General features: G+C 65.2%; 17 protein-coding genes. 6 read left to right on the top strand and 11 right to left on the bottom strand.

Annotated features, from left to right (window positions below; all coding sequences use genetic code 11):
- The 4 genes from ACE3RX_RS21445 to apbC form a co-directional block, all read right to left on the bottom strand.
- A partial coding sequence (locus ACE3RX_RS21445; RefSeq protein WP_374487007.1) for an Orn/Lys/Arg decarboxylase N-terminal domain-containing protein occupies nucleotides 1–1,756 on the bottom strand: 1,756 nt, incomplete at its 3' end.
- Between the two features lie 115 nt (nucleotides 1,757–1,871).
- Nucleotides 1,872–2,441: a dCTP deaminase gene (gene dcd, locus ACE3RX_RS21440; RefSeq protein ID WP_374487006.1), complete on the bottom strand. Its 570-nt coding sequence runs from the start codon at nucleotides 2,439–2,441 to the stop codon at nucleotides 1,872–1,874.
- A gap of 87 nt (nucleotides 2,442–2,528) precedes the next feature.
- Nucleotides 2,529–2,711 (bottom strand): NF038104 family lipoprotein, encoded by a 183-nt coding sequence (locus tag ACE3RX_RS21435; RefSeq protein WP_374487008.1) that lies wholly within the window; start codon nucleotides 2,709–2,711, stop codon nucleotides 2,529–2,531.
- Nucleotides 2,712–2,719: 8 nt separating this feature from the next.
- Complete coding sequence (apbC, locus tag ACE3RX_RS21430) at nucleotides 2,720–3,811, bottom strand: iron-sulfur cluster carrier protein ApbC (RefSeq protein WP_374487005.1); 1,092 nt, start codon at nucleotides 3,809–3,811, stop codon at nucleotides 2,720–2,722.
- Nucleotides 3,812–3,980: 169 nt separating this feature from the next.
- Here apbC and metG point away from each other — a divergent pair, with 169 nt between their 5' ends.
- The 5 genes from metG (at nucleotide 3,981) to ACE3RX_RS21405 (ending at nucleotide 11,108) form a co-directional block, all read left to right on the top strand.
- Complete coding sequence (gene metG / locus ACE3RX_RS21425; protein WP_374487004.1) at nucleotides 3,981–6,149, top strand: methionine--tRNA ligase; 2,169 nt, start codon at nucleotides 3,981–3,983, stop codon at nucleotides 6,147–6,149.
- Nucleotides 6,146–6,424: a hypothetical protein gene (locus tag ACE3RX_RS21420; RefSeq protein ID WP_374487003.1), complete on the top strand. Its 279-nt coding sequence runs from the start codon at nucleotides 6,146–6,148 to the stop codon at nucleotides 6,422–6,424. The genes metG and ACE3RX_RS21420 overlap by 4 nt, the downstream gene beginning before the upstream one ends.
- Before the next feature lie 136 nt (nucleotides 6,425–6,560).
- Nucleotides 6,561–8,249, top strand: a complete 1,689-nt coding sequence (locus tag ACE3RX_RS21415) for a SulP family inorganic anion transporter (protein ID WP_374487002.1) — start codon at nucleotides 6,561–6,563, stop codon at nucleotides 8,247–8,249.
- On the top strand, nucleotides 8,233–8,523 hold the full coding sequence (locus ACE3RX_RS21410; protein ID WP_374487001.1) for an acylphosphatase: 291 nt from the start codon (nucleotides 8,233–8,235) through the stop codon (nucleotides 8,521–8,523). Before ACE3RX_RS21415 ends, ACE3RX_RS21410 begins: the two co-directional genes overlap by 17 nt.
- A gap of 89 nt (nucleotides 8,524–8,612) precedes the next feature.
- Nucleotides 8,613–11,108 (top strand): EAL domain-containing protein, encoded by a 2,496-nt coding sequence (locus ACE3RX_RS21405; protein WP_374487000.1) that lies wholly within the window; start codon nucleotides 8,613–8,615, stop codon nucleotides 11,106–11,108.
- On the opposite strand, the gene ACE3RX_RS21400 is transcribed toward ACE3RX_RS21405, so the two are convergent.
- The 4 genes from ACE3RX_RS21400 to ACE3RX_RS21385 are packed head-to-tail and all read right to left on the bottom strand — an operon-like array spanning nucleotide 11,095 to nucleotide 17,581.
- Nucleotides 11,095–11,574, bottom strand: coding sequence for a WbuC family cupin fold metalloprotein (locus ACE3RX_RS21400; protein ID WP_374486999.1), 480 nt, complete (start codon nucleotides 11,572–11,574; stop codon nucleotides 11,095–11,097). The two genes, ACE3RX_RS21405 and ACE3RX_RS21400, sit on opposite strands and share 14 nt — an antisense overlap.
- A gap of 25 nt (nucleotides 11,575–11,599) precedes the next feature.
- Nucleotides 11,600–15,091: a DNA polymerase III subunit alpha gene (gene dnaE / locus ACE3RX_RS21395; RefSeq protein WP_374486998.1), complete on the bottom strand. Its 3,492-nt coding sequence runs from the start codon at nucleotides 15,089–15,091 to the stop codon at nucleotides 11,600–11,602.
- A gap of 32 nt (nucleotides 15,092–15,123) precedes the next feature.
- Nucleotides 15,124–16,437, bottom strand: a complete 1,314-nt coding sequence (locus ACE3RX_RS21390) for a hemolysin family protein (protein WP_374486997.1) — start codon at nucleotides 16,435–16,437, stop codon at nucleotides 15,124–15,126.
- 22 nt (nucleotides 16,438–16,459) lie between these two features.
- On the bottom strand, nucleotides 16,460–17,581 hold the full coding sequence (locus ACE3RX_RS21385) for a rhomboid family intramembrane serine protease (RefSeq protein ID WP_374486996.1): 1,122 nt from the start codon (nucleotides 17,579–17,581) through the stop codon (nucleotides 16,460–16,462).
- A gap of 178 nt (nucleotides 17,582–17,759) precedes the next feature.
- Here ACE3RX_RS21385 and ACE3RX_RS21380 point away from each other — a divergent pair, with 178 nt between their 5' ends.
- Nucleotides 17,760–18,806: a GGDEF domain-containing protein gene (locus ACE3RX_RS21380; protein ID WP_374486995.1), complete on the top strand. Its 1,047-nt coding sequence runs from the start codon at nucleotides 17,760–17,762 to the stop codon at nucleotides 18,804–18,806.
- A gap of 161 nt (nucleotides 18,807–18,967) precedes the next feature.
- On the opposite strand, the gene ACE3RX_RS21375 is transcribed toward ACE3RX_RS21380, so the two are convergent.
- The 3 genes from ACE3RX_RS21375 to ACE3RX_RS21365 all read right to left on the bottom strand — a co-directional run bounded on the left by ACE3RX_RS21375 (nucleotide 18,968) and on the right by ACE3RX_RS21365 (nucleotide 22,784).
- Nucleotides 18,968–19,336, bottom strand: coding sequence for a hypothetical protein (locus ACE3RX_RS21375; RefSeq protein ID WP_374486994.1), 369 nt, complete (start codon nucleotides 19,334–19,336; stop codon nucleotides 18,968–18,970).
- Between the two features lie 2 nt (nucleotides 19,337–19,338).
- Nucleotides 19,339–20,313, bottom strand: coding sequence for a quinone oxidoreductase (locus ACE3RX_RS21370; protein ID WP_374486993.1), 975 nt, complete (start codon nucleotides 20,311–20,313; stop codon nucleotides 19,339–19,341).
- 176 nt (nucleotides 20,314–20,489) lie between these two features.
- Nucleotides 20,490–22,784 (bottom strand): NADP-dependent malic enzyme, encoded by a 2,295-nt coding sequence (locus ACE3RX_RS21365; RefSeq protein WP_374486992.1) that lies wholly within the window; start codon nucleotides 22,782–22,784, stop codon nucleotides 20,490–20,492.
- Between the last annotated feature and the right edge of the window lie 234 nt (nucleotides 22,785–23,018).

Genomic DNA, 23,018 nt, shown 5'->3' with positions numbered 1-23,018 from the left:
TCCAGCGGCCCTTGGTGATGCCGATGGTGAACATGATGAAGAACGAGTACAGGCCGGTCTTCTCGACGATGACGCCATGCTCGGCCAGGTACTTGGTGACGATCGCCGCCGGAATGCCGAAGTCGTCCGCGAAGTCGCCGTCCACATCGAGGCCCGGGGTGATGATGGTGGCCTTGATCGGGTCGAGCATGTTGAAGCCCGGCGCGATGTTGCCGAAACCATGCCAACGCTCGGAATCACGCAGCATCCAGTCTTCCCGCTCACCGACGCCTTCGTCCGCCAGGTAGTCGGGGCCCCACACCTTGAACCACCAGTCGACACCCCACTCCTCATCCACCTTGCGCATGGCGCGGCGGAAGTCGAGGGCTTCGGCCAAAGATTCCTCCACCAGCGCGGTGCCGCCCGGCGCTTCCATCATTGCCGCCGCCACGTCGCAGGACGCGATGATCGAGTACTGCGGCGACGTGGACGAGTGCATCAAGTAGGCCTCGTTGAAGATGTCCCGGTCCAGCCTGCGGGTCTGGGAGTCCTGCACGAGGATCTGCGAGGCCTGGGACAGGCCGGCCAGCAGCTTGTGGGTGGACTGGGTCGAGAACACCATCGACTCGCTGCAGCGCGGACGGTCGGCGCCCATCGCGTGGTAGTCGCCGTAAAAGTCATGGAAGGCCGCGTGAGGCAGCCAGGCTTCGTCGAAGTGCAGGGTATCGATCTCTCCGTCCAGCATCTCCTTGATGGTTTCCACGTTGTAGAGGATGCCGTCGTAGGTGGACTGGGTGATCGTCAGGATGCGCGGCTTCTTGTCCTTCACCGCGCGGGCAAAGGGATTGGCCTCGATCTTGCGGCGGATGTTGTCGAGCTTGAACTCGTCCAGCGGAATCGGCCCGATGATGCCGAAGTGGTTACGGGTCGGCGTCAGGAACACCGGGATCGCCCCGGTCATGATGATCGAGTGCAGGATGGACTTGTGGCAGTTGCGGTCCACCACCACGATGTCGTCCGGCGCCACCGTGGAATGCCACACCATCTTGTTGGAGGTGGACGTACCGTTGGTGACGAAGTACAGGTGGTCGGCGTGGAAGATCCGCGCTGCATTGCGCTCCGACGCTGCCACCGGACCAGTGTGGTCGAGCAGTTGGCCGAGCTCGTCCACCGCGTTGCAGACGTCGGCGCGCAGCATGTTCTCGCCGAAAAACTGGTGGAACATCTGGCCGACCGGGCTCTTCAGGAAAGCGACGCCGCCGGAATGGCCGGGGCAGTGCCAGGAGTACGAACCGTCGGCCGCGTAGTGGGTCAGCGCGCGGAAGAACGGCGGCGGCAGGGAATCCAGGTAGGCGCGGGCCTCGCGCACGATGTGGCGGGCGACGAACTCCGGCGTGTCCTCGAACATGTGGATGAAGCCGTGCAATTCGCGCAGCACGTCGTTCGGGATGTGGCGGGAGGTACGCGTCTCGCCGTACAGGAAGATTGGAATGTCCGCATTGCGGAAACGGATCTCCTCGACGAATGCACGCAGATCGGCGATGGCCTTCTCGGTGGCTTCGGGGGACGAGAACTCCTCGTCGTCGATGGACAGGATGAAGGCCGACCCGCGGCTCTGCTGCTGGGCAAAGGACGCCACGTCACCGTAGCTGGTCACCCCCAGCACCTGCAGGCCTTCCTTCTCGATGGCTTCCGCCAGGGCCCGGATACCCAGCCCGGACGTGTTTTCCGAACGGAAGTCCTCGTCGATGACGATGACCGGAAAATTGAAGCGCATGCTCGACTCCTCGATGCCCGACTTTCGGCCCGGGCGGATCAACAAAAAGCGTTGGGCGGACTTGCGTGCCTGCGCATAGTCCGCCCGATATCCGCAACGTTACAACAGAAATATTTCAGATCTTCGGCAGCGTCACACCAGTCTGGCCGAGGTACTTGCCGCCACGGTCCTTGTAAGACGTGTCGCACACCTCGTCCGACTCGAAGAACAGCATCTGCGCGACACCTTCATTGGCGTAGATCTTGGCCGGCAGCGGCGTGGTGTTGGAGAACTCCAGCGTCACGTGGCCTTCCCACTCCGGCTCCAGCGGCGTCACGTTGACAATAATGCCGCAGCGCGCATAGGTGGACTTGCCCAGGCACACGGTCAGCACGCTGCGCGGAATGCGGAAGTACTCGACGGTGCGCGCCAGCGCGAAGGAATTCGGCGGGATGATGCACACGTCGCCGGTGAAATCCACGAAGTTGCGCTCGTCGAAGTTCTTCGGATCGACGATCGTGGAATTGATATTGGTGAAGATCTTGAATTCGTTGGCAACGCGCACGTCGTAGCCGTAGCTCGACGTCCCGTAGGACACGATCTTGCCGCCCTCATTCTGGCGCACCAGTTCGGGGGCAAACGGTTCGATCATGCGCGCATCGCCTTCCGCCATGCGGCGAATCCACTTGTCCGATTTGATGCTCACGCGGGGCCCCTGCACAAAAACGCGCATTCTACATGCAGAGGCCCGCCATAGAGACGTCAATTGCAGGCGTTGATGCAATGCCGCAAATTACTTCTTCTTTTCCTCTTCCGGGTCATCCTTGACTACGTCGTAGATCCCCTTCCCGACCTTGAACGGCACCTTCACCACTTCGACGCCGACATCCACCGCAGTCCCGACGACGGTCCCCACCACGCAACCGCCCAAGCCCATGCAGGCGACCGCCAGCAGGCCGGCCGCCAGACTCCGCATCACGCCGCTCACGTGTTCTGCACCACGATGTTGGGGAACTTGTGGCTCATGTCCTTGGCCCGCTCGGCGATGCTGATCGCCACCTTGCGGGCGATGCCCTTGTAGATCTCCGCAACGCGGCCATCCGGGTCTGCGACCACGGTCGGCACACCGCTGTCCACCTCTTGGCGGATCTGGATGTCGAGGGGCAGCGCTCCGAGGAAGGGCACGCCGTAGTCGGCGCACATGGCCTGCCCACCGCCGGTGCCGAAGATGTGCTCCTCGTGGCCGCAGTTGGAACAGATGTGGATGCTCATGTTCTCGACGATGCCGATGATCGGCACACCGACCTTCTCAAACATCTTGAGGCCCTTGCGGGCGTCAAGCAGCGCAATGTCCTGTGGCGTGGTGACGATCACCGCGCCGGTCACCGGCACGGTCTGGGACAGGGTCAGCTGGATGTCGCCGGTGCCCGGCGGCATGTCGATGACCAGGTAATCCAGTTCGTCCCAGTTGGTTTCCTTCAGCAGTTGCTGCAGCGCGCCGGTGGCCATCGGGCCGCGCCACACCATCGGGGTTTCCACGTCCACCAGGAAACCGATGGACATCACCTGAAGACCATGGGCGTGCAGCGGCTGCATGGTCTTGCCGTCGAGGGACTCGGGGCGCTGACCGCCGATGCCCAGCATCTGCGGCTGGGACGGGCCGTAGATATCCGCATCCAGCATGCCGACGCGTGCGCCTTCGGCCGCCAGCGCGAGGGCCAGGTTGACCGCGGTGGTGCTCTTGCCGACGCCGCCCTTGCCGGAGGCCACGGCGATGATGTTCTTCACGCCGGGCAACAGCTTCACGCCCTGCTGCACTGCGTGGGCGACGATCTTGGTGTGCACATTGGCGCTCACGTTGCCGACGCCGGGCAAAGTCTTGACCTGGGCGATCAGCGCCTGGCGGATCGCGTCGATCTGGGTCTGCGCCGGGTAGCCCAGCTCGATGTCGAAGGACACGTCGGCACCGCTCACGCGCAGGTTCTTCACCAGGCGGGAGGAGACGTAGTCCTTGCCGGTATTGGGATCAACGAACTGCTTCAAGCAGTCGAGGACGCTCTGGTCGGTCAGGCTCATGGTATCGGGGGCCGGCGAGCGGCGAAAAAATGAAAACATGGTGAACGGCACGCGGGGCGAGTTAAACCCGAGTAATTTTGTCCAGTTTACCAAAACGGGCAGGCTCCGCGAGGGCGGAATCGCTTTGCTAGAATGCCGGATTCAGAACAATCGTGCATCAGGCCCATTCATGACCACCCCGCGCAAGATTCTCGTCACCAACGCCCTGCCCTACGCCAACGGCGACATCCACCTTGGTCACCTGGTCGGCTATATCCAGGCCGACATCTGGGTGCGCTACCAGCGCATGCGCGGCAACCTGGTGCACTACGTCTGCGCGGACGACACCCACGGCACGCCGGTCATGCTGCGCGCCGAGAAGGAAGGCCTGACGCCCGAGCAGCTGATCGACCGCGTGCATGGCGAGCACTCCCGCGACTTCCGCGATTTCGGCGTCGAGTTCGACAACTACCACTCCACCCACAGCGGCGAGAACCGCTGGTACGCCGAGGACATCTACACCCGCCTGCGCGACAACGCCAAGCTGATCGACACTCGCGCCATCGAGCAGTTCTACGACCCGGTCAAGGAGATGTTCCTGCCCGACCGCTTCATTAAGGGTGAGTGCCCCAAGTGCGGCGCGGCAGACCAGTACGGCGACAACTGCGAAGCCTGCGGTGCCGCCTATGCCCCGACCGAACTGAAGAACCCGTACTCCGCAGTGTCCGGCGCCAAGCCGGTGCTGAAGACGTCCGAACACTACTTCTTCCGCCTGTCCGACCCGCGCGCCGTTGAGTTCCTGCGCGAATGGACCCAGGGCGTCACCCCGGAGGGCGAGCGCCGCCTGCAGGCCGAAGCCGCCAACAAGATGAAGGAATGGCTCGGCGAGGCCGGCGAGAACAAGCTGTCCGACTGGGACATCTCCCGCGACGCGCCCTACTTCGGCTTCGAGATCCCCGGCGCGCCGGGCAAGTACTTCTACGTCTGGCTGGACGCCCCGATCGGCTATTTCGCCAGCTTCCGCAACCTGGCCACCCGCCGCAAGGACATCGACGTCGCCAACTACACCGAGGCCGGCCCGGCTGCGGCTACCGGCACCGAGCTGATCCACTTCATCGGCAAGGACATCCTGTACTTCCACGCACTGTTCTGGCCCGCCATGCTGCACTTCGCCGGCTACCGCACGCCGACCCAGCTGTGCGTCAACGGCTTCCTGACCGTGGACGGCGCCAAGATGAGCAAGAGCCGCGGCACCTTCATCACGGCCCGCTCCTACACTGAGCAGAAGCTCAACCCGGAGTGGCTGCGCTACTACTTCGCCGGTAAGTCCAACGGCACGATGGAAGACGTGGACCTCAACCTTGACGACATGATCGCCAAGGTCAATTCCGACCTGGTCGGCAAGTTCGTCAACATCGCCAGCCGCTGTGCCGGCTTCATCGCCAAGCGCTTCGACGGCAAACTCGGCGCCCATGACAGCAGCGCCGCCCTCGACTGGGATCTCTCCGAGATCACCGCAGCTTACGAGACCCGCGACTTCAGCCGTGCGCTGCGCAAGATCATGGAGTTCGCCGACCAGGCCAACGGCTACGTCAACGACAACAAGCCCTGGGAGCTCGCCAAGCAGGAAGGCCAGGAAGCCCGCCTGCACGTGGTGTGCACCACCGCCATCAACATCTTCAAGGCCCTCACCGGCCTGCTCAAGCCGGTGCTGCCGACGCTGGCCGCCCAGGTGGAAGCCTTCCTGGCCATCGCGCCGCTGAACTGGGACAACCTGCTGGCCCCGCTGCCCGCCGGCCACGCCATCGGCGCCTACAGGCACCTGATGACCCGCATCGAGCGCAAGCAGGTGGACGCCCTCCTCGAGGCCAACCGGGACTCCTTGGCACCCGCCGCCGTGGCTGACGCCAAGCCCGCCAAGGCCGCGAAGAACGGCAAGGACAGCCACTCCGAGCAGCGCCACGCCCAGCACCAGGCCCACGTCGCCGCCACCGAAGCCGACCAGGCCGCGGAAACCGAGCCCTTCATCTCCATCGACGACTTCGGCAAGGTGGACCTGCGCATCGCCAAGATCGTCTCCGCCGAGCACGTGGAAGGCGCCGCCAAGCTGCTGCGCCTGCAGCTTGACATCGGCGAGGAACGCCCGCGCCAGGTCTTCGCCGGCATCAAGAGCGCCTATGACCCCGCCACGCTGGTCGGCCGGCTGACCGTGATGGTCGCCAACCTGGCCCCGCGCAAGATGAAGTTCGGCATGTCCGAAGGCATGGTGCTGGCTGCCTCCGACAGCACCGGCGAAGTACCGGGCCTGTTCATCCTGTCGCCGGACAGCGGCGCCACCCCGGGCATGCGCGTCAAATGAGTGCCTCGCCCCTCCCCCGCCTGACCCCGGCCTTCTGGGCCTGGGCGGCCATCGACATGATCGGCGTAGTGGTCCTCGCGGTAGGTGCGGCCTACCTCATGGAAGACCGCGCCTCCCTGCTGCCCGGCTTTCCCGCCAACAGCATGCAGGCCTGGATCTGCGTGGGCGGCGGCATCGTCGCCGTCTTCATCGCCGCGGTGAAGATGCTGGTGGAAGTCATGCATGCCGCGTCCCGCGGCAAGCAGGCCGCCAACGACGGCAACTTTTCCCGCTAACCTGAAGGAAGCACAGCCATGCCCATGACCGCCCGCAAACGATGGTTCGTCCAACATCGCACCGGGCCCGGTCTTCCGCCTCCGCAAGCCGCGCCCACAGGCGCAGACCTGATGCTCCAACTTTTGCGGAGGCCCCATGGCCAAGATTGCGTTTCACCCCAAGCTCCTCGACACCCTGCCGGGCTATGACGGCAGCCAGTTCAGCCGCGATGCGTCCGCTGGCCTGACGGTTGGCGTCCTCGCCCTGCCGCTGGCCATGGCCTTTGCCATTGCCAGCGGCATGTCCCCCACCGCCGGCATCTGGACGGCCATCGTCGCCGGCTTCCTTATCTCCGCCCTCGGCGGCTCCCGCGTGCAGATCGGCGGGCCGACCGGCGCCTTCATCCCGATCATCTACGGCATCGTTGCCGACTACGGCGTGCAGAGCCTGCTCGTCGCCACCATGCTGGCCGGCGCGATCCTCGTCGCGATGGGCGTGTTCCGCCTCGGCAACCTGATCCGCTTCATCCCCAAGACGGTGGTGATCGGCTTCACCAACGGCATCGCGGTGGTGATCTTCCTCGCCCAGATCAAGGACTTCCTCGGCCTGCGCATCGAACACATGCCCGGCGAGTTCTTCGGCAAGATCGAGGCGCTGGCCGCCAACCTGCACACCATCGACATCCCCACAGTCGCCCTGTCGATCGCCTCGCTCGTCGTGCTCCTGTCGTGGAACCGGCTCGCCAAGCGCTTCACGTTGCTGGCGCGCATGCCCGGCCCGCTGGGCGTGCTGGTCGTCGCCACCGTCGCCAACGCGCTCCTCCAGCTCCCGGTGGAAACCATCGGCAGCCGCTTCAACGGTATCCCCCAGGATCTGCCCGCCTTCGCGCTGCCCGAGCTGTCGCTGCCGATCCTCGGCAAGCTGATCTCGCCTGCCCTGACCATCGCCCTGCTCGGAGCCATCGAATCCCTGTTGTCAGCCCGCGTTGCCGACAGCTCCATCGACGACCGCCACGACCCCAATCAGGAGCTGATCGCCCAAGGCATCGCCAACATCGCCGCCCCGCTGTTCGGGGGCTTCGCCGCCACCGGCGCCATTGCCCGCACCGCCACCAACGTGCGCACCGGCGGGCGCAGTCCAGTGGCCGGCATAGTGCACTCACTGGTACTGCTGGCCGTCGTGCTGGTCCTGGCCCCGTTCGCCAAGCACATTCCGCTGGCCACCCTGTCGGCAATCGTCGTCGTGGTGTCGATCAACATGGGCGAGTGGCACGAGTTCCGCGGACTGGGGCGCTTCTCCCTGAACTACCGGGCTATCCTGCTGAGCACCTTCTTCGTCACCGTGGTCTTCGACCTGACCCTGGCGGTCGAGCTGGGCATGGTGCTGGCCAGCCTGGCCTTCATCTACCGGATGTCGGACCTGACCCGCGTCGAACGCATGCCCCTAGGTGAGCTGTCGATGCTGCCGCAGTTCCTCTACCCGGACGGCACGCCGCGGGTGGTCGCCTATTCCCTGTACGGCTCCCTGTTCTTCGGCGCCATCCACAAACTGGAGGCCCTGCTGGCCCCGACGGAACGACACCCGGAAATCGTCATCCTCGAAATGCAACACCTGGTCAGTCTCGACACCACCGGCCTGGAAGGCCTCGAGAGCCTGTGCAAGAACCTGCACAAGCGCGGCTGTGCGCTGATCCTGTGCAACCTGAACCCACAGCCCGGCTCCCTGATCGAACGCTCGGGCTTTGCCGACGACGTCGGCCCCAACAACATCTGCGGCGACCTGTACGGCGCCCTCGCCCGCTCAAAGGAGCTTCTTCCGAGGTTCATGGATGAAGACAGCATCTGACACCGCCCGCCTGCTTCGCATCCACGGCTCCGTGCAGGGCGTCGGCTACCGCAACGCCTTCCATGCGCAGGCCTTGCACCTGGGCCTCGCCGGCTGGGTGCGCAACCGTAGCGACGGCACCGTCGAGGCACTGGTCGCGGGCCCGGCAGCGGCCATCGATACGATCATCGAATGGGCCCGGCGCGGCCCGCCCGCCGCCCGCGTCAGTCGGGTGGAATGGGAAACGGTCGATCCACCGGAAAGCCTGGTCTTCAGCCGTGCCGACACAGTGTAGGGCATGCAGGCGGCGTGGGCGGCGGGAAATGGCGTTAGAATGCGCCGATCCGTCGCCAACCACCTGACTTCACGACACACATTCTCGACGTGGCCGAGTCTCCCAATCCAGAAAGCTGCGACAGTCTCGACTTTTCGACGGCGCTGTTCGAGCGCTTCCCGACCCTGATCTGGCGATCCGGCACCGACGCCAAGTGCTGCTACTTCAACCGGACCTGGCTGGACTTCACCGGACGCAAGCTGGAAGACCAACTCGGCGATGGCTGGACCATCGGCATCCACCCGGAAGACTTCGACCGCTGCATCGGCACCTATCTCGAGCACTTCGCGGTGCAGACCCCCTTCGAGATGGAGTACCGGCTGCGTCGCCACGACGGCGCATATCGCTGGATCATCAATACTGGCCGACCAGTCTTCGACGGAAACGGCGATTTCACCGGCTACATCGCCTCCGGCCTCGACATCACCGACCGCCGCAATACGGAAGCCGAGCTGCGCGAACGCGAGCAGAGCATGCGCACCCTGCTCGCCTCGATGGGCGAAGGCGTCATCCTGCGCGACGCCCAGGGCCGCGTATTGCTGCACAACGCCAGTGCCGAGGAGATCTTCGGCCTCAGCCGCGCTGAAATGAATGCCTGGGAGCTCAACCAGGACAGCGGCCTGGTGCGCTACCTCAACGAAGACGGAGGTCCGGCAGAGATCGCCCAGATCCCGTCGATGAGGGCACTGGCCAGCGGGCAAGCCCAGGCCGGCCCCCTTGGCGTCGAGAGGCGGGACGGCAGCCTGCGCTGGGTGTGGGTCAATTCGGTACCGCTCTACGAGGACGACGGTGACACACCCCGCGGCGTGATCACCACCATCGCCGACATCACCGCCCGGCGCGAGAGCGAAGAACAGCTCCGCCTTGCCTGGACGGTGTTCCGCAACAGCGTCGAAGCGATCATCGTCACCGACGCCAACCAGCGCATCCTGTCGGTCAACAAGGCCTTCAGCGAGGTCACCGGCTACAGCGCCGAGGAAGCCATCGGCCAGACACCCAGGCTGCTCAAGTCTGGCCATCACGATCCCGCCTTCTACGAAGCGATGTGGGCGGAAATCGAGGAGCATGGCTTCTGGCAGGGGGAAATCAACGACCGCCGCAAGAACGGCACGCTCTACCCTTCCGCCCTGTCGATCAGCGCCGTGCGCGACAACGCCGGGCGCATCAGCCACTACGTGGCGGTGTTCTCCGACATCACCGAGCGCAAGGCCTCGGAGGCACGCATCGCCTTCCTCGCCCAGCACGACCCGCTGACCGGCCTGCCCAACCGGACCCTGCTCCACGACCGCCTCGAGCAGGCCCTTGCCAACGCGGTGCGGCGGCGCAAGCGGATCGCACTGTTGTTTCTCGACCTGGACCGCTTCAAGACGATCAACGACTCCCTCGGCCACATGATGGGCGACCAGTTGCTGCAAGGTGTGGCACTGCGCCTGTCGTCCTGCGTCCGCGAGACCGACACGGTCAGCCGCCAGGGGGGCGACGAGTTCCTGATCGTGCTGACCGACGTGGATGTTCCGGCCGATGCCGCCCGTGTCGCCGAAAAGATCCTCGACCGCCTGCGCGATCCCTTCCAGATCGACACCCAGCAGCTCGGCACCTCGTTCTCCATCGGCATCGCCCTCTATCCAGAGGACGGCAGCAACGTCGAGAGTTTGATGAAGAACGCCGACACGGCGATGTACCACGCCAAGGAGAGCGGACGGAACACCTACCGCTTCTTCGACGAGGTGATGAACGTCAATGCACTTGAGCGCCTTCACCTCGAAAACGCGCTGCGGCGCGCCCTCGAACACGACGAGTTCCAGCTTTACTACCAGCCGCAGGTGGACCTGGCCACGGGCCGCATCATCGGCATGGAGGCCTTGCTACGCTGGTTCAGCGGCACGCTCGGCGGCGTCCCACCCGCGCGCTTCATCCCGTTGGCAGAGGAATGCGGGCTGATCGTGCCTATCGGCCGCTGGGTTCTACAGGAGGCCTGTCGCCAGGCACGCCGCTGGCAGGATGCCGGCTTCCAGCCAGTCCCGGTCGCCGTCAATCTGTCAGCACTGCAATTCCGCCGCGAGGACATCATCGCCACCGTCCGCGACGCCCTCGACGACGCCGGGCTGGACGGCCAGTGGCTTGAGCTGGAGCTCACCGAATCCCTGCTGATGCAGTCGGGCAACGCCGTCGAGGACATCCTGGCGCGCCTGAAGAAGCTCGGCGTGCGCCTGTCCATCGACGATTTCGGCACCGGCTATTCGAGCCTGGCCTACCTTAAGCGCTTCCCGGTGGATCGCCTGAAGATCGACCAGAGCTTCGTGCGCGACCTCAACGAGGATCCGGACGACGCGGTGCTGGTGCGGACCATCATCCAGCTCGGCCGCAACCTGCGCCTGGAGGTGATCGCCGAGGGCACCGAAACGCCTGAGCAGATGGAATTTCTGCGCCTGGAAGGCTGCACCGCCGCCCAGGGCTACCTGTTCAGCCCGCCCTTGCCTGCCGACGCCGTCACCGGCCTGCTGCACATCGGCACCCTGCCCGCGGCGCCGATCATGCCAGAGTGAAGAGTTTGCCCATAGCGGCCAGATAGGCCGCCGCCGCAGGATCGCCTTCAGGCGGCGCCCAGCGTCCCCATTCGGCTTCCCCAAGCGGTATGTAGGGTCCGGCCTTGGCCTCGGCAAAGACCGTTCCGCTCTCCAGCGCCACGATGGAATGCCACACGCCGGGCGGTACGTCGTAGCCCAGGATCGCGCCGCCGGCCCGCATCACCCGCGTCTCCGCGACCGCCCCGCCGGCATCGAAGATCAGCACGCCCACGCTGCCACGCAACACGATCAGGGTTTCCGCCTTGTCCAGGTCCAGGTGGCAATGGGGGCGCACATAGGAATCCGGCTCCATCGCCACCAGCAGACGCTGCGCCGGCGCCCCCAGGTCACTGTGCAGGTTGTGATGGGCCCGACGGCGCGGCGCCGTACGGGCCTGCGCCACCAGCCCGTCGAGCAAGTCTGTATCGAGGAAAACGGGCCCCACGGCCTCTCCTTGTGGTGAAGCGGCCTCAGCTGTACAGCACTTCGACAGCTTCCGGCGGCAACCAGTCGCGCAGGCTTTCGAGCAGGCTGTCGTCCGGCCGCACCCGCCAGTTCGGCCCGAAGGGCACGTCGCCCTCGGCGTTGGCATTGCGGTAGCGCACGCGGATCGGGCATTCCCCTTCGCGGAACGGCTGCAGCAGGCTGGCCAGGCGTTCGGCAGCGGCCACAGCCCCGCCTGCTTCGCCGACCTCGCCGTTGAGCCGGAGCTGCAGCGCCTTGGCAAAACGGCCACGCGCCTCACCGAGGGTCAGCAGCTTGTCGGCGACAATGCGCAGGCCGCCGGAGAAGTCGTCGTTGCTGACCTTGGCCTCGACCACCAGCACTTCATCCACAACGATGCGGTGGCGGTTGTTGTCGAAGACCTCGGAGAACACCGACACCTCCCGCGGCGTGGTGCCGTCGTCGAGCAGCACGAAGGCGATCTTGCCGCGGGCCGTCATCTTGGCGCGCACCTCCATCACCACGCCGGCCATCGTGATCAGCTCTTTGCTCGGCTCGACCTGGGACAGCGGGCGCCGCACGAAGCGCCGCACTTCTTCCCTGAAGGCGTTGAAGGGATGGCCGGACAGGAAGAAGCCGATCGCCAGCTTCTCTTCCTTCAGCTTTTCCCGTTCGCCCCACGGCCGCACCTTGACGTAGTCCACCATCGGTGCGGCGGCCTCGCCGGGCACATCGAACAGGCCACTCTGCAGTGCGTTGGCGGCGATCTGCTCGGCCGCCTCCATGGCGATGCCGACGCTGGCCAGCAGCGTGTGACGATCCACCGGCTGGGTCGGTGCAATGGTGTCGAAGGCACCGGCGCGGATCAGCGCCTCGATGACGCGTCGGTTGGCCATGCGCTTGTCCACACGGCAGGCGAAGTCGAACAAATCCTTGAACGGGCCGCCGGACTCGCGGGCGGCCAGGATCGCCCGCACCGCCGGCTCACCGACGCCCTTCACCGCCCCCAGGCCATAACGGATGGTCTTGGAGTCGGTAGGCACGAAGCGGTAGTCGGACGCATTGACGTCCGGCGGCAGCACGGTGATGTGGTTGGCGATCGTGTCTTCGTAGAAGATCTTGATCGTGTCGGTGTTATCCAAGTCCGCCGACATGGTGGCCGCCATGAAGGCCGCGCAGTGGTAAGCCTTGAGCCAGGCGGTGTGGTAGGTGACCACCGCGTAGGCTGCCGTGTGCGACTTGTTGAAGCCGTACTCGGCGAACTTGGTCATCAAGTCGAAGAGCTGCTCGGCCAGTGCCGGGTCGTAGCCCAGCTTCTTGGCACCAGCGGCAATCGTCTCCCGGTGCTTGGCCATCTCCTCCGGCTTCTTCTTGCCCATCGCCCGGCGCAGCATGTCGGCGCCGCCGAGGGTGTAGCCACCGATGATCTGGGAGATCTGCATCACCTGTTCCTGGTACACGATCACCCCGTAGGTGGGTTCCAGGCAGGCTTTCAGGTCCGGGTGGAAGTAGTCGATCTCCTGCTGGCCCTTTTTACGCAGGATGAAGTCGTCCACCATCCCCGAGCCCAGCGGGCCCGGACGGTAGAGGGCCAGCACGGCGATGATGTCTTCGAAACGGTCGGGTGCCAGCTTCTTGAGCAGCTTCTTCATCCCGTCCGATTCCACCTGGAAGATCGCGGTGGTGTTGGCGTCTCGGAGGATCTGGTAGGCGGCCTGGTCTTCGAAGCCCAGGCTCATCAGGTCGACCCGCTTGCCGGTCAGGCGCGCCACGTAGTCCAGCGCCAGCTCGATGATGGTGAGGTTGCGCAGGCCGAGGAAGTCGAACTTCACGAGGCCGACGCCTTCCACGTCATCCTTGTCGAACTGGGACACCGGCGTGGCGTCCTCGCCGTCGGCGATGTACAGCGGGCAGAAGTCGGTCAGCTTGCCCGGGGCGATCAGCACGCCGCCGGCGTGCATGCCGACGCCGCGGGTCAGGCCTTCGAGCGGCTCGGCGAGGCTCCACAGCTCCTGGATCGACTCGCCGTCGTTGCCGTCGGCCATCAGCTCGTTGATCTGCGGCTCCTGCTCGCGGGCGTCGGCCAGCGACAGGGGCTTGTTCTGTACCACCGGGATCAGCTTGGACAGGCGGTCGCACAGGCCGTAAGGCAGGTCGAGCACGCGGCCCACGTCGCGCACCACGGCCTTGGAGGCCATCGTGCCGAAGGTGGCGATCTGGCTCACCGCGTCCTTGCCGTAGCGTTCGCGCACGTATTCGATGACGCGGTAGCGGTTGTCCTGGCAGAAGTCGATGTCGAAGTCGGGCATCGACACCCGTTCCGGGTTCAGGAAGCGCTCGAACAGGAGCGCGTACTCCAGTGGGTCCAGGTCGGTAATGCGCAGGCTGTAGGCGACCAGAGAACCCGCACCGGAACCCCGCCCGGGGCCGACCGGCACGCCGTTCTGCTTGGCCCAGTTGATGAAGTCCGCCACGATCAGGAAGTAGCCCGGGAAGCCCATCTGCACGATGGTGTCCGTCTCGAACTTCAGGCGCTCCTCGTAGCGCTGGCGCTGGGATTCGCGGACAGCCTCGTCCGGGTACAGCTCGCTCAGGCGCACCTCCAGGCCCGCCTTGGCCTCGGCGATGAGGTAGTCGTCGAGGGTCATCCCTTCCGGGGTCGGGAACTGAGGCAGGAAGTTCTTGCCGAGCTGGATCGTCAGGGAGCAGCGCCGGGCGATCTCGATACTGTTCTCGAGGGCCTCGGGGATGTCGGCGAAGAGCTCGCACATCTCAGCCTGGGTCTTGAAGTACTGCTGCTCGGTGAAGTCCCGCGGACGCCGCTTGTCGGCCAGCACATTACCCTGGGCGATGCACACCCGCGCCTCGTGGGCTTTGAAGTCCTCGGGCTTGGTGAACTGGATCGGATGTGTAGCGACCACCGGCAGATCGAGGCTCGAGGCGATCTGCAGGGCCTCACGGATATAGGTCTCGGTGCCCGGATGCCCGGCACGCTGGATCTCGATGTAGAAGCCGTCCGGAAAGCGGCGCGCCCAGTCGGCGGCCAGTTGCTCGGCGAGGCGTGCGTTGCCATTGGCCAGCGCGTGGCCGATGTCGCCATCCTTGGCGCCGGACAGGCACAGCAGGTCGCTGGCACTTTCGGCGGTCAGCCATTCGCGGCGGATCTCGGCCCGCCCGCGGTACTTGTTCTCCATGTAGGCCTGGGTCAGCAGCTCGCACAGTTGGCCGTAGCCCTTGCGATTCTTGCAGATCAGCAGCACGCGGCTGGGCTTGTCCCGGTCGGCGTCATTGGTGATCCAGGCGTCCATGCCGCACACCGGCTTGATGCCCTTGCCGCGGGCGCCCTTGTAGAACTTGACCATGCCAAACAGGTTGGCGAGGTCGGAAATGCCCAGCGCCGGCATGCCGTCGGCAACGGCGCGGGCGATGGCGTGGTCCACCTGCACGATCCCGTCAGAGATCGAATACTCGGTATGGAGGCGCAGATGGATGAAGCGGGGGGAGTGAGTCTCAGGCATCCCGGGATTTTACCCGCCCCGGGGAACCGGGTTCACCCCTTGGCTGAGATTTCTCCGTCGGCCCCCAGACGGCTGACCAGCAGCTGGTCGATGCGGTGATTGTCCACGTCGAGCACCTCGAAGCGATAGCCCGCGAAGTCCACCCGGTCGGTACGGCGCGGGATCTTGCGCAGGTGGTACATCATGAAGCCGGCAATGGTCTCGTAGTGCTCGCTGCCGTCCTCATCGTCGATGTCGAGCACGCGCATCACATCACTGGCGGCGGTGGCGCCATCCACCAACCAGGAATTCTCGTCCCGACGCAGGATCTGCTCCTCCTGCACCTGGTCCACGTCATCGCCGACCAGCGCGCGGATGATGTCGTTGAGGGTGATCACGCCGACCACCAGTGCGTACTCGTTGATAACCACCGCGAAGTCCTCGCGGGCCTCGCGCAGGCGCTCCAGCACCTCGGCCAGCGTCAGCGTGTCCGGCAGCGCCAGCAGCGGGTTGATCGGCGCGTCGGCCTTCATCGACAAGGACTGCCCCGCCAGCACGCGGTTGAGCAGGTCCTTGGCATCCACGTAGCCGACCACGTGATCGATGTCGCCGTCGCACACGGGAAAGCGGTTGAAGGGCCGGCTGGTGATCTTCTGGCGGATGCTCTCCTCGCTCTCCTGCAAGGTGAAGAAGACCACGCTGTCGCGGGTCGTCATCGCCGACGGCGCGCTACGGGCGTCCAGGCCGAAGACGTTCTCGATCAGCGCATGCTCCTGCTCGGCCAGCACACCGGCGTCGGCTCCCGCCTGCACCACCGCGATGATCTCATCCGGCGTCACCGTCTCGTTGCGCGTCGTCGGCACGCCCAGCAAGCGGAACAGCAGGTCCGCCGCCGAGTTGTAAAACCACAGCAACGGCCGCAACCAGCGGATCAGCAGGCTCATCGGCCCCGACACCGCCATCGCCAGCCGCTCCGGCGAAGCCATGCCGAGGCGCTTGGGCATCAGGTCGGCGAACAGGATGAACAGGGACGTCACCCCGGTGAAGGACAGGGCGAACGCCACCGTCTCCAGATACTCCCCCGACAAAAATGGCGCCAGCACCGTCGTCAGCCACGGGGAGAAAACCCCTTCGCCGACGATGCCGCCCATGATCGCCACCGCGTTGAGGCCAATCTGCACCAACGTGAAGAAGGGTCCCGGCTGGGCCTGCAGGGCCAGCACCCGGGCTGCGGCGGCGTGCCCCTCTTCGGCCAGCACCGACAGCCGCACCGGACGCGAGGCCGCGATCGAGATCTCGGAGACAGCGAAGAAGGCGCTGATCGCCACCAGCAAACCGATCAGCAGCAGGTTCTCGAGCAGATCCATGTTCCTGGGCCTCCGTCCGGATTCACCGCTCCGGCTCCTCCACCGACTTGCGCAGACGCATCTGCACCAGGATGGACTCCGCCTCCTGCTGCAAAGCGCGCGAACGCTCGATCGCCTCGGCGTCGCGGGTCTGCAAGCCTTCGAGCAAAGCCTTCAGCGCATCGCGCCGGGCCGTGGCGTACCGGATCAGCTCCCGCCGCTGCCACTCCCGCTGGGGCGGCGCAATGCGCCACGACAACTGCACCACCTGCCGGTCCCAGCGGGGGAGCAGATCCCGTTCGAGGTTATCGAGGGCCATCGCCTCGGAGGTCCGACGGGTCCGCACGGCCTCCATCAGCAAGCCCTGCTCCCGCTGCAGCTCCTGGTCCTCCAACGCAAAGCGCTGGACCGTCTGCTGGTACAACGTATCCACCTCGAGCTCATGGGCCGCATCCGGGGTCGCGCGCCACAGGGCGCCCCCGACCACCCCCGCGGCCAGCAAGCCCGCCAGCGTGCGCAGGGCCAGCCAGCGAACCGGCCGCGAGGCCTGCACCGGCTCGGCCAGCGCAGCGCCGAGGATGAGGCCGCCAAACAGCCCGCCCAGGTGGGCCGCATTGTCGATGCCGGCGATGGCAAAACCGGCGAACAGGGAATAGCCGAGGAAGCCAAGGGTGCCGGAACGCATCTCTCGGAACACCTCCACCGGTACGGAACCGCGCTGTATCGTCAGGTAGGCCAGCAACGCCCCGTACACTCCGAAAATGGCGCCGGACGCACCAATACTCACGGGCCCCTGTCGCCACCACAGGCTGGCGAGATTGCCGAGCAGGCCCGCCCCCAGATACACCACAACGAAACCCAATCGCCCAAACAGGCGCTCCACCACCTGCCCGGCCTGGTAGAGGGCAAACATATTCAGCGCCACATGGAGCAGCCCGCCGTGCAGGAACAGCGCCGTCAGCAGGCGCCAGATCTCACCGTCCTGCACGCGCAGCGCAAAATTGCCGCCGGCGCGGATCAGCAGCTCGGAAGGAATCTGCAACGGACTCAGGGACAAAGCCGCCAGTCCGATGAAAACCAGAATGTTCAGCGCCACCAGGGCAATGGTCACGTCGGCCCGGGGCACCCGCACGAACAGCAGGTTGATGAAGGTGTCGTAATTCAAGACGCGGCAGGGTTCGGCAGGACGATGCCGCCGATTATACGCACGCCGACCGCCGGGCCCGCTGGCCCAGGGCATCACCGGGCGTTCGCGACAGATTCCTCGCTCAGACGCCAGTACCCTCACCCAAGCCTGCACGCTGCGCTAATATCCCGGGTCAAGCTGTCTGACCGGAACACCCATGATCCACGTTCTGAAACACGTCGAATCGATCACCCAACACCGCGACCGCACGCTGCTGGAGCTGGGGGTGGCGTCGGCCTTGTTCGAGCTGGTCAAGGCCCTCGAGGTCAATCTCTACAAAGTGATCGAACAGGGAAACGACTGCTTCCTGAGCCAAGTGGTGCATGTGGGCCCGGAAGGCGTGCGCTACCTGCAAGAGGAACTCGACGACAGCGCCGACACCGTGCCGGTGGCGCAGCGGCCGGAGATGGCCGCGTGTGTCGGGCAGCGGCACATCGTGCTCCGCCATCTGGCGGATACAGGCCAGTACCTGCACTGCTTCCCGGTCCTTGCCGAACACCGGGTACTGGGTGTGCTCGAGGTCGTCTGCAGCGCCCAGCTCAGCGAAGAAAACCTGGGCACCGCAGAGGGCTTTCTCGGGCTCTACCGCAACTACATGAGCCTGCTGGATTACAGCGAGCGGGACACGCTCACCGGGCTGCTGAACCGCAAGACCTTCGACGAGAACCTCGGCAAGATCCTCAATGCGCTGGCCGTCCAGCGCGGCGCGGAGGACGACGACAGCCCCCTGCGCCGCCGCCAGCAGGACGATGGCATCCACTGGCTGGCCGTCCTGGATGTGGACCACTTCAAGCGAGTCAATGACCAATTCGGCCATCTTTACGGCGACGAGGTTCTGCTGCTGCTGGCCCGCCTGATGCGCGACAGTTTCCGCCACCAGGACCGGTTGTTCCGCTTTGGCGGCGAGGAGTTCGTAGTCGTGCTGCGGGCCAGCACCGCGGACGAAGTCGCCCAGGCACTGGAGCGGCTACGCGAGACGGTCGAGCAGTACACCTTCCCGCAGGTCGGCCAGGTCACCATCAGCATGGGCTACACCCACATCCGCCACCAGGACACCATCCCGGAAATCGTCGGACGGGCGGACGAAGCGCTCTACTTCGCCAAGGGCAACGGGCGCAACCAGATCGCCTGCTATGAGACCCTGCTGGCCAACGGACAGATCAGCGCCCGCGAGCAACCCAGCGGCAGCATGGAGCTGTTTTGAGGCGGAGCCAGGGCGAATGAATTCGTCCCTACGGTGGGCCACACACCTCTAGACAGGCCGGATTCTGTAGGGGCGAATTCATTCGCCCGCCCACCATGCTCGCCTTTCCCGAAGGAGAAAGTGCCGCCCCCGGCACATCCCCTTTACGGAATCTGCCTCGGCTACTTGGTCGCAGCCTGGGCCGGCAGGTCTTTGAGGGCTTGCTTGCGCTCTTCGTCAGCGGCAAACATCAGGGCCTTCTGCTCCGGCGTCAGCTGGACCTTCAGGTCACTCTCGAGAGAGCTGTAAATGCGCGCCATGCGCTCGGTCAGCCGCCCCTTGGCGGGGATCGCACGCAGCACCTGCTCCCGTGTGGCGCCCGAAACCGTCATCAGCTTCTGGATGAAGGTTTCATCGATACGGCGGGTTTCTGCCTGCATGAAAGCCATCTGCACCGGGGTCAGCAAGACGGCCGGCGCCGCGACGGCCGCTGGAACACAGGCACCCAGAGTCAACACGACAAGCCCGGCACGGAGGAAGGAAACGGTCATTTTCACGGAATCAGAACGGTGGAACCCGTCGTCCGCCGCGCCTCCAGATCACGGTGGGCCGTGACGGCGTCCTGCAACGGATAACGCTGGTTGATGGTTATGCGGACCTGGCCGGAGGCCACGACGCCGAACAGCTCGTCGGCCATCGCCAGCAGGTCTTCCCGGCGGGCGGTGTAGGTGAACAGGGTCGGACGGGTCAGGAACAGGGATCCCATCCTGGCCAGCAGGCCAAGATCGAAGGCCTCGACCGGACCGGAGGCGTTGCCGAAGCTCACCATCATGCCAAGCGGCCGCAGACAGGCCAGTGAGTCGAGGAAGGTATCCTTGCCGATGGAGTCGTACACCACATTGACCCCGGCCCCGCCAGTCAGCGCCCGCACCCGCTCGGAGACCTTTTCACGGGTGGATATGATCGCGTGGTCGCAACCATGCAGGCGGGCCAGCGCCGCCTTTTCATCCGAGCTGACAGTGCCGATCACCGTCGCGCCGAGGGCCTTGGCCCACTGGCAGACGATCAGGCCCACGCCGCCTGCCGCGGCATGGATCAGGATGGTGTCGCCAGGCTGGACCCGGTAGGTGCGACGCAGCAGATACTGGGCGGTAAGCCCCTGCATCATCATCGCCGCCCCCTGCTCGAAGGACAGGCTGTCGGGCAACTTCACCAGCTGCTGGGCGGCGATGTTGCGCAGCTCCGCGTAGGCGCCAAGCGGACCACCCGCGTAAGCCACCCGGTCACCCGGCAGAAACTCGGTGACGCCCTCCCCGACCGCTTCGACGACGCCGGCCGCCTCCTGGCCGAGACCGGAAGGCAATGGCAGCGGGTAAAGGCCGGAGCGGTGATAGGTATCGATGTAATTGAGGCCGACCGCATGATGGCGGACCTGAACCTCACCCGCCGCAGGTCGCGGCACGTCGACCTCGACCCACTGCAGGACCTCGGGGCCGCCGGTACGCTCGAAACGGATCAGATGGGACATGCTGCACCTCGCACAGGTATCAGTTGTAACTGAATTGTACCGGAGGCGCATAAGCATCGTGATCCCGGAGGACGAATGAATTCGCCCCTACGGGACGAACCACTGTAGGGGCGAATTCATTCGCCCAAGCGGGCGTTCCGGGGACGCGAAACACGCGCCCCCTGGCAGGCGTTGAACTAGACCGACTTTTCCTCGCGCTGCTCGAGGGCATCCACGACGGCCAGGGCCGTCATGTTGACCAGACGGCGCACGGACGCCGACGGCGTCAGGATGTGTACCGCACGGGCCGCACCAAGGAGGATCGGCCCAACCGACACACCCTCGCCATGGGCCACCTTCAGCAGGTTGAAGGCGATGTTGGCGGCGTCCAGATTGGGCATCACCAGCAGGTTGGCTTCACCGGTGAGGGTGGAGTCAGGGTGCAGGCGGTCACGGATCTCCGCGGACAGCGCAGAATCGCCATGCATTTCGCCGTCGCACTGCAGCTCCGGCGCCTTCTCCCGCAGGATGTCGCGGGCCGCGCGCATCTTGAGGGACGAGGTGCTGCGGGCGCTGCCGAAGTTGGAGTGGGACAGCAGGGCCACCTTCGGCTCGATGCCGAAACGCTTCATTTCCTCGGCCGCCATCAGGGAGATCTCGGAAATGTCCTCGGCGCTCGGCAGCTCGTTCACGTAGGTGTCGGCAATCGCCAGGATGCGCTTGGGCAGCAGCAGCATGTTCATCGCAGCGAACAGCTTGGCGCCCGGCTTCAGGCCGATCAGGCTCTCCACGTGGCGGTAGTGGTGGTCGTAGGAACCGGTGGTGCCACACACCAGCGCATCGGCATCGCCACGGCGCAGCAGCATGCAACCGATCAGCGTGGAGTCGCTGCGCAGGGCTTCGCGGGCGGAGTCCGGCGTCACGCCGTCGCGGCCCATCAGGCGGTAGTACTCTTGCCACAGCTCGCGGTAGCGCGGATCGGACTCGACGTTCACCACGTCGAAGTCACGGCCGGCCTTCAGGTTGAGGCCGAACTTCTCGATGCGCATGTCGATGACCGCCGGACGGCCGATCAGGATCGGACGGGCCAGGTGTTCATCGACAACCGCACGCACTGCGCGCAGCACGCGCTCGCTCTCGCCTTCCGCGTAGAGCACGCGCTTCTTGTCGGCGGGGATCGCCTTGGCGGTGGTGAACACCGGCTTCATGATGATGCCGGACTGGTACACGAACTCGTTGAGGCTCTGGACGTAGGCGTCCATGTCGATCTGGCGGGTCGCCACGCCGGAATCGATGGCGGCCTGGGCCACCGCCGGCGCGATCTTGACGATCAGGCGCGGATCGAAGGGCTTCGGAATCAGGTAGTTCGGACCAAAGTTGAGGTCAGCGCCGCCGTAGGCCTGGGCCACCACATCGGATTGCTCGGCCTCGGCCAGCTCGGCAATGGCCTTCACGCAGGCCAGCTTCATCTCTTCATTGATCTTGGTGGCGCCGGCATCCAGCGCGCCCCGGAAGATGAAGGGGAAGCACAGCACGTTATTGACCTGGTTCGGGTAGTCCGAACGGCCGGTGGCGATGATCGCGTCGGGACGGACTTCCTTGGCCAGCTCCGGCAGGATTTCCGGAGTCGGGTTGGCCAGCGCGAAGATCAGCGGCTTGTCAGCCATGGTCTTGACCATATCCTGCTTGAGCACGCCGGCGGTGGACAGGCCCAGGAAGATATCGGCGCCGACCATCGCGTCAGCCAGCGTGCGGTACTCGGTGTTCTGGGCGAAACGAGCCTTGGTCGGCTCCATCTTCTCGTCGCGGCCGACGTAGATCACGCCCTTCGAGTCGCATACGAAGACGTTTTCACGCTTGATGCCGAGGCTGCACCACAGCTCCAGGCAGGCGATGGCCGCCGCACCGGCGCCCGACACCACGACCTTGACCTCGTCGATCTTCTTGCCGACCACCTTCAGGCCATTGAGCATTGCCGAGGCGGAAATGATCGCGGTACCGTGCTGGTCGTCGTGGAAGACCGGAATGTTCATCCGCTCGCGCAACTTCTGCTCGATGTAGAAGCACTCAGGCGCCTTGATGTCTTCCAGGTTCACACCACCGAGGGTCGGCTCGAGGGCCGCGATCATGTCGATCAGCTTGTCCGGGTCGTTCTCGGCCAGCTCGATGTCGAACACGTCGATGTTGGCGAACTTCTTGAACAGGCAGCCCTTGCCTTCCATCACCGGCTTGGCGGCCAGCGGGCCGATGTTGCCGAGGCCCAGCACCGCGGTACCGTTGGTGATCACCGCCACCAGGTTGCCGCGGGAAGTGTATTCCTGCGCGTCGGCCGGGTCGGCCACGATCGCGTCGCAGGCTGCCGCCACGCCGGGCGAGTAGGCCAGCGCCAGGTCGCGCTGGTTGGTCAGGCCCTTGGTCGGCACCACCGCGATCTTGCCGCGGGTCGGGGCGCGGTGGTATTCGAGGGCGGCGGCAATGAAATCCTTATCCATGTTCTCTCTTCTCTCAAAACGGGTATATCGCGTCCGTCTCCGCAGCCGACGACCAGTCGGCGACGACGGCAGAGGGCGCGATATGTGCCGGAAGTCTGAAATATGTGGATGCCCGGATCGGGCATGAGTCTTATATATGACAGTCGGACACCGGGATCGCCGAACGCCCGACTGGAGCTGGCATGCCGGGAGGTGGCAATACCCGCTACGTCTTGTTTGCCGGCAGTTTAACCG

Source organism: Zoogloea sp., assembly GCF_041914405.1.
GTDB lineage: Bacteria > Pseudomonadota > Gammaproteobacteria > Burkholderiales > Rhodocyclaceae > Zoogloea.
Note: the sequence above shows the minus strand (reverse complement) of the source record. Positions and strands in the feature narration are given on the sequence as shown.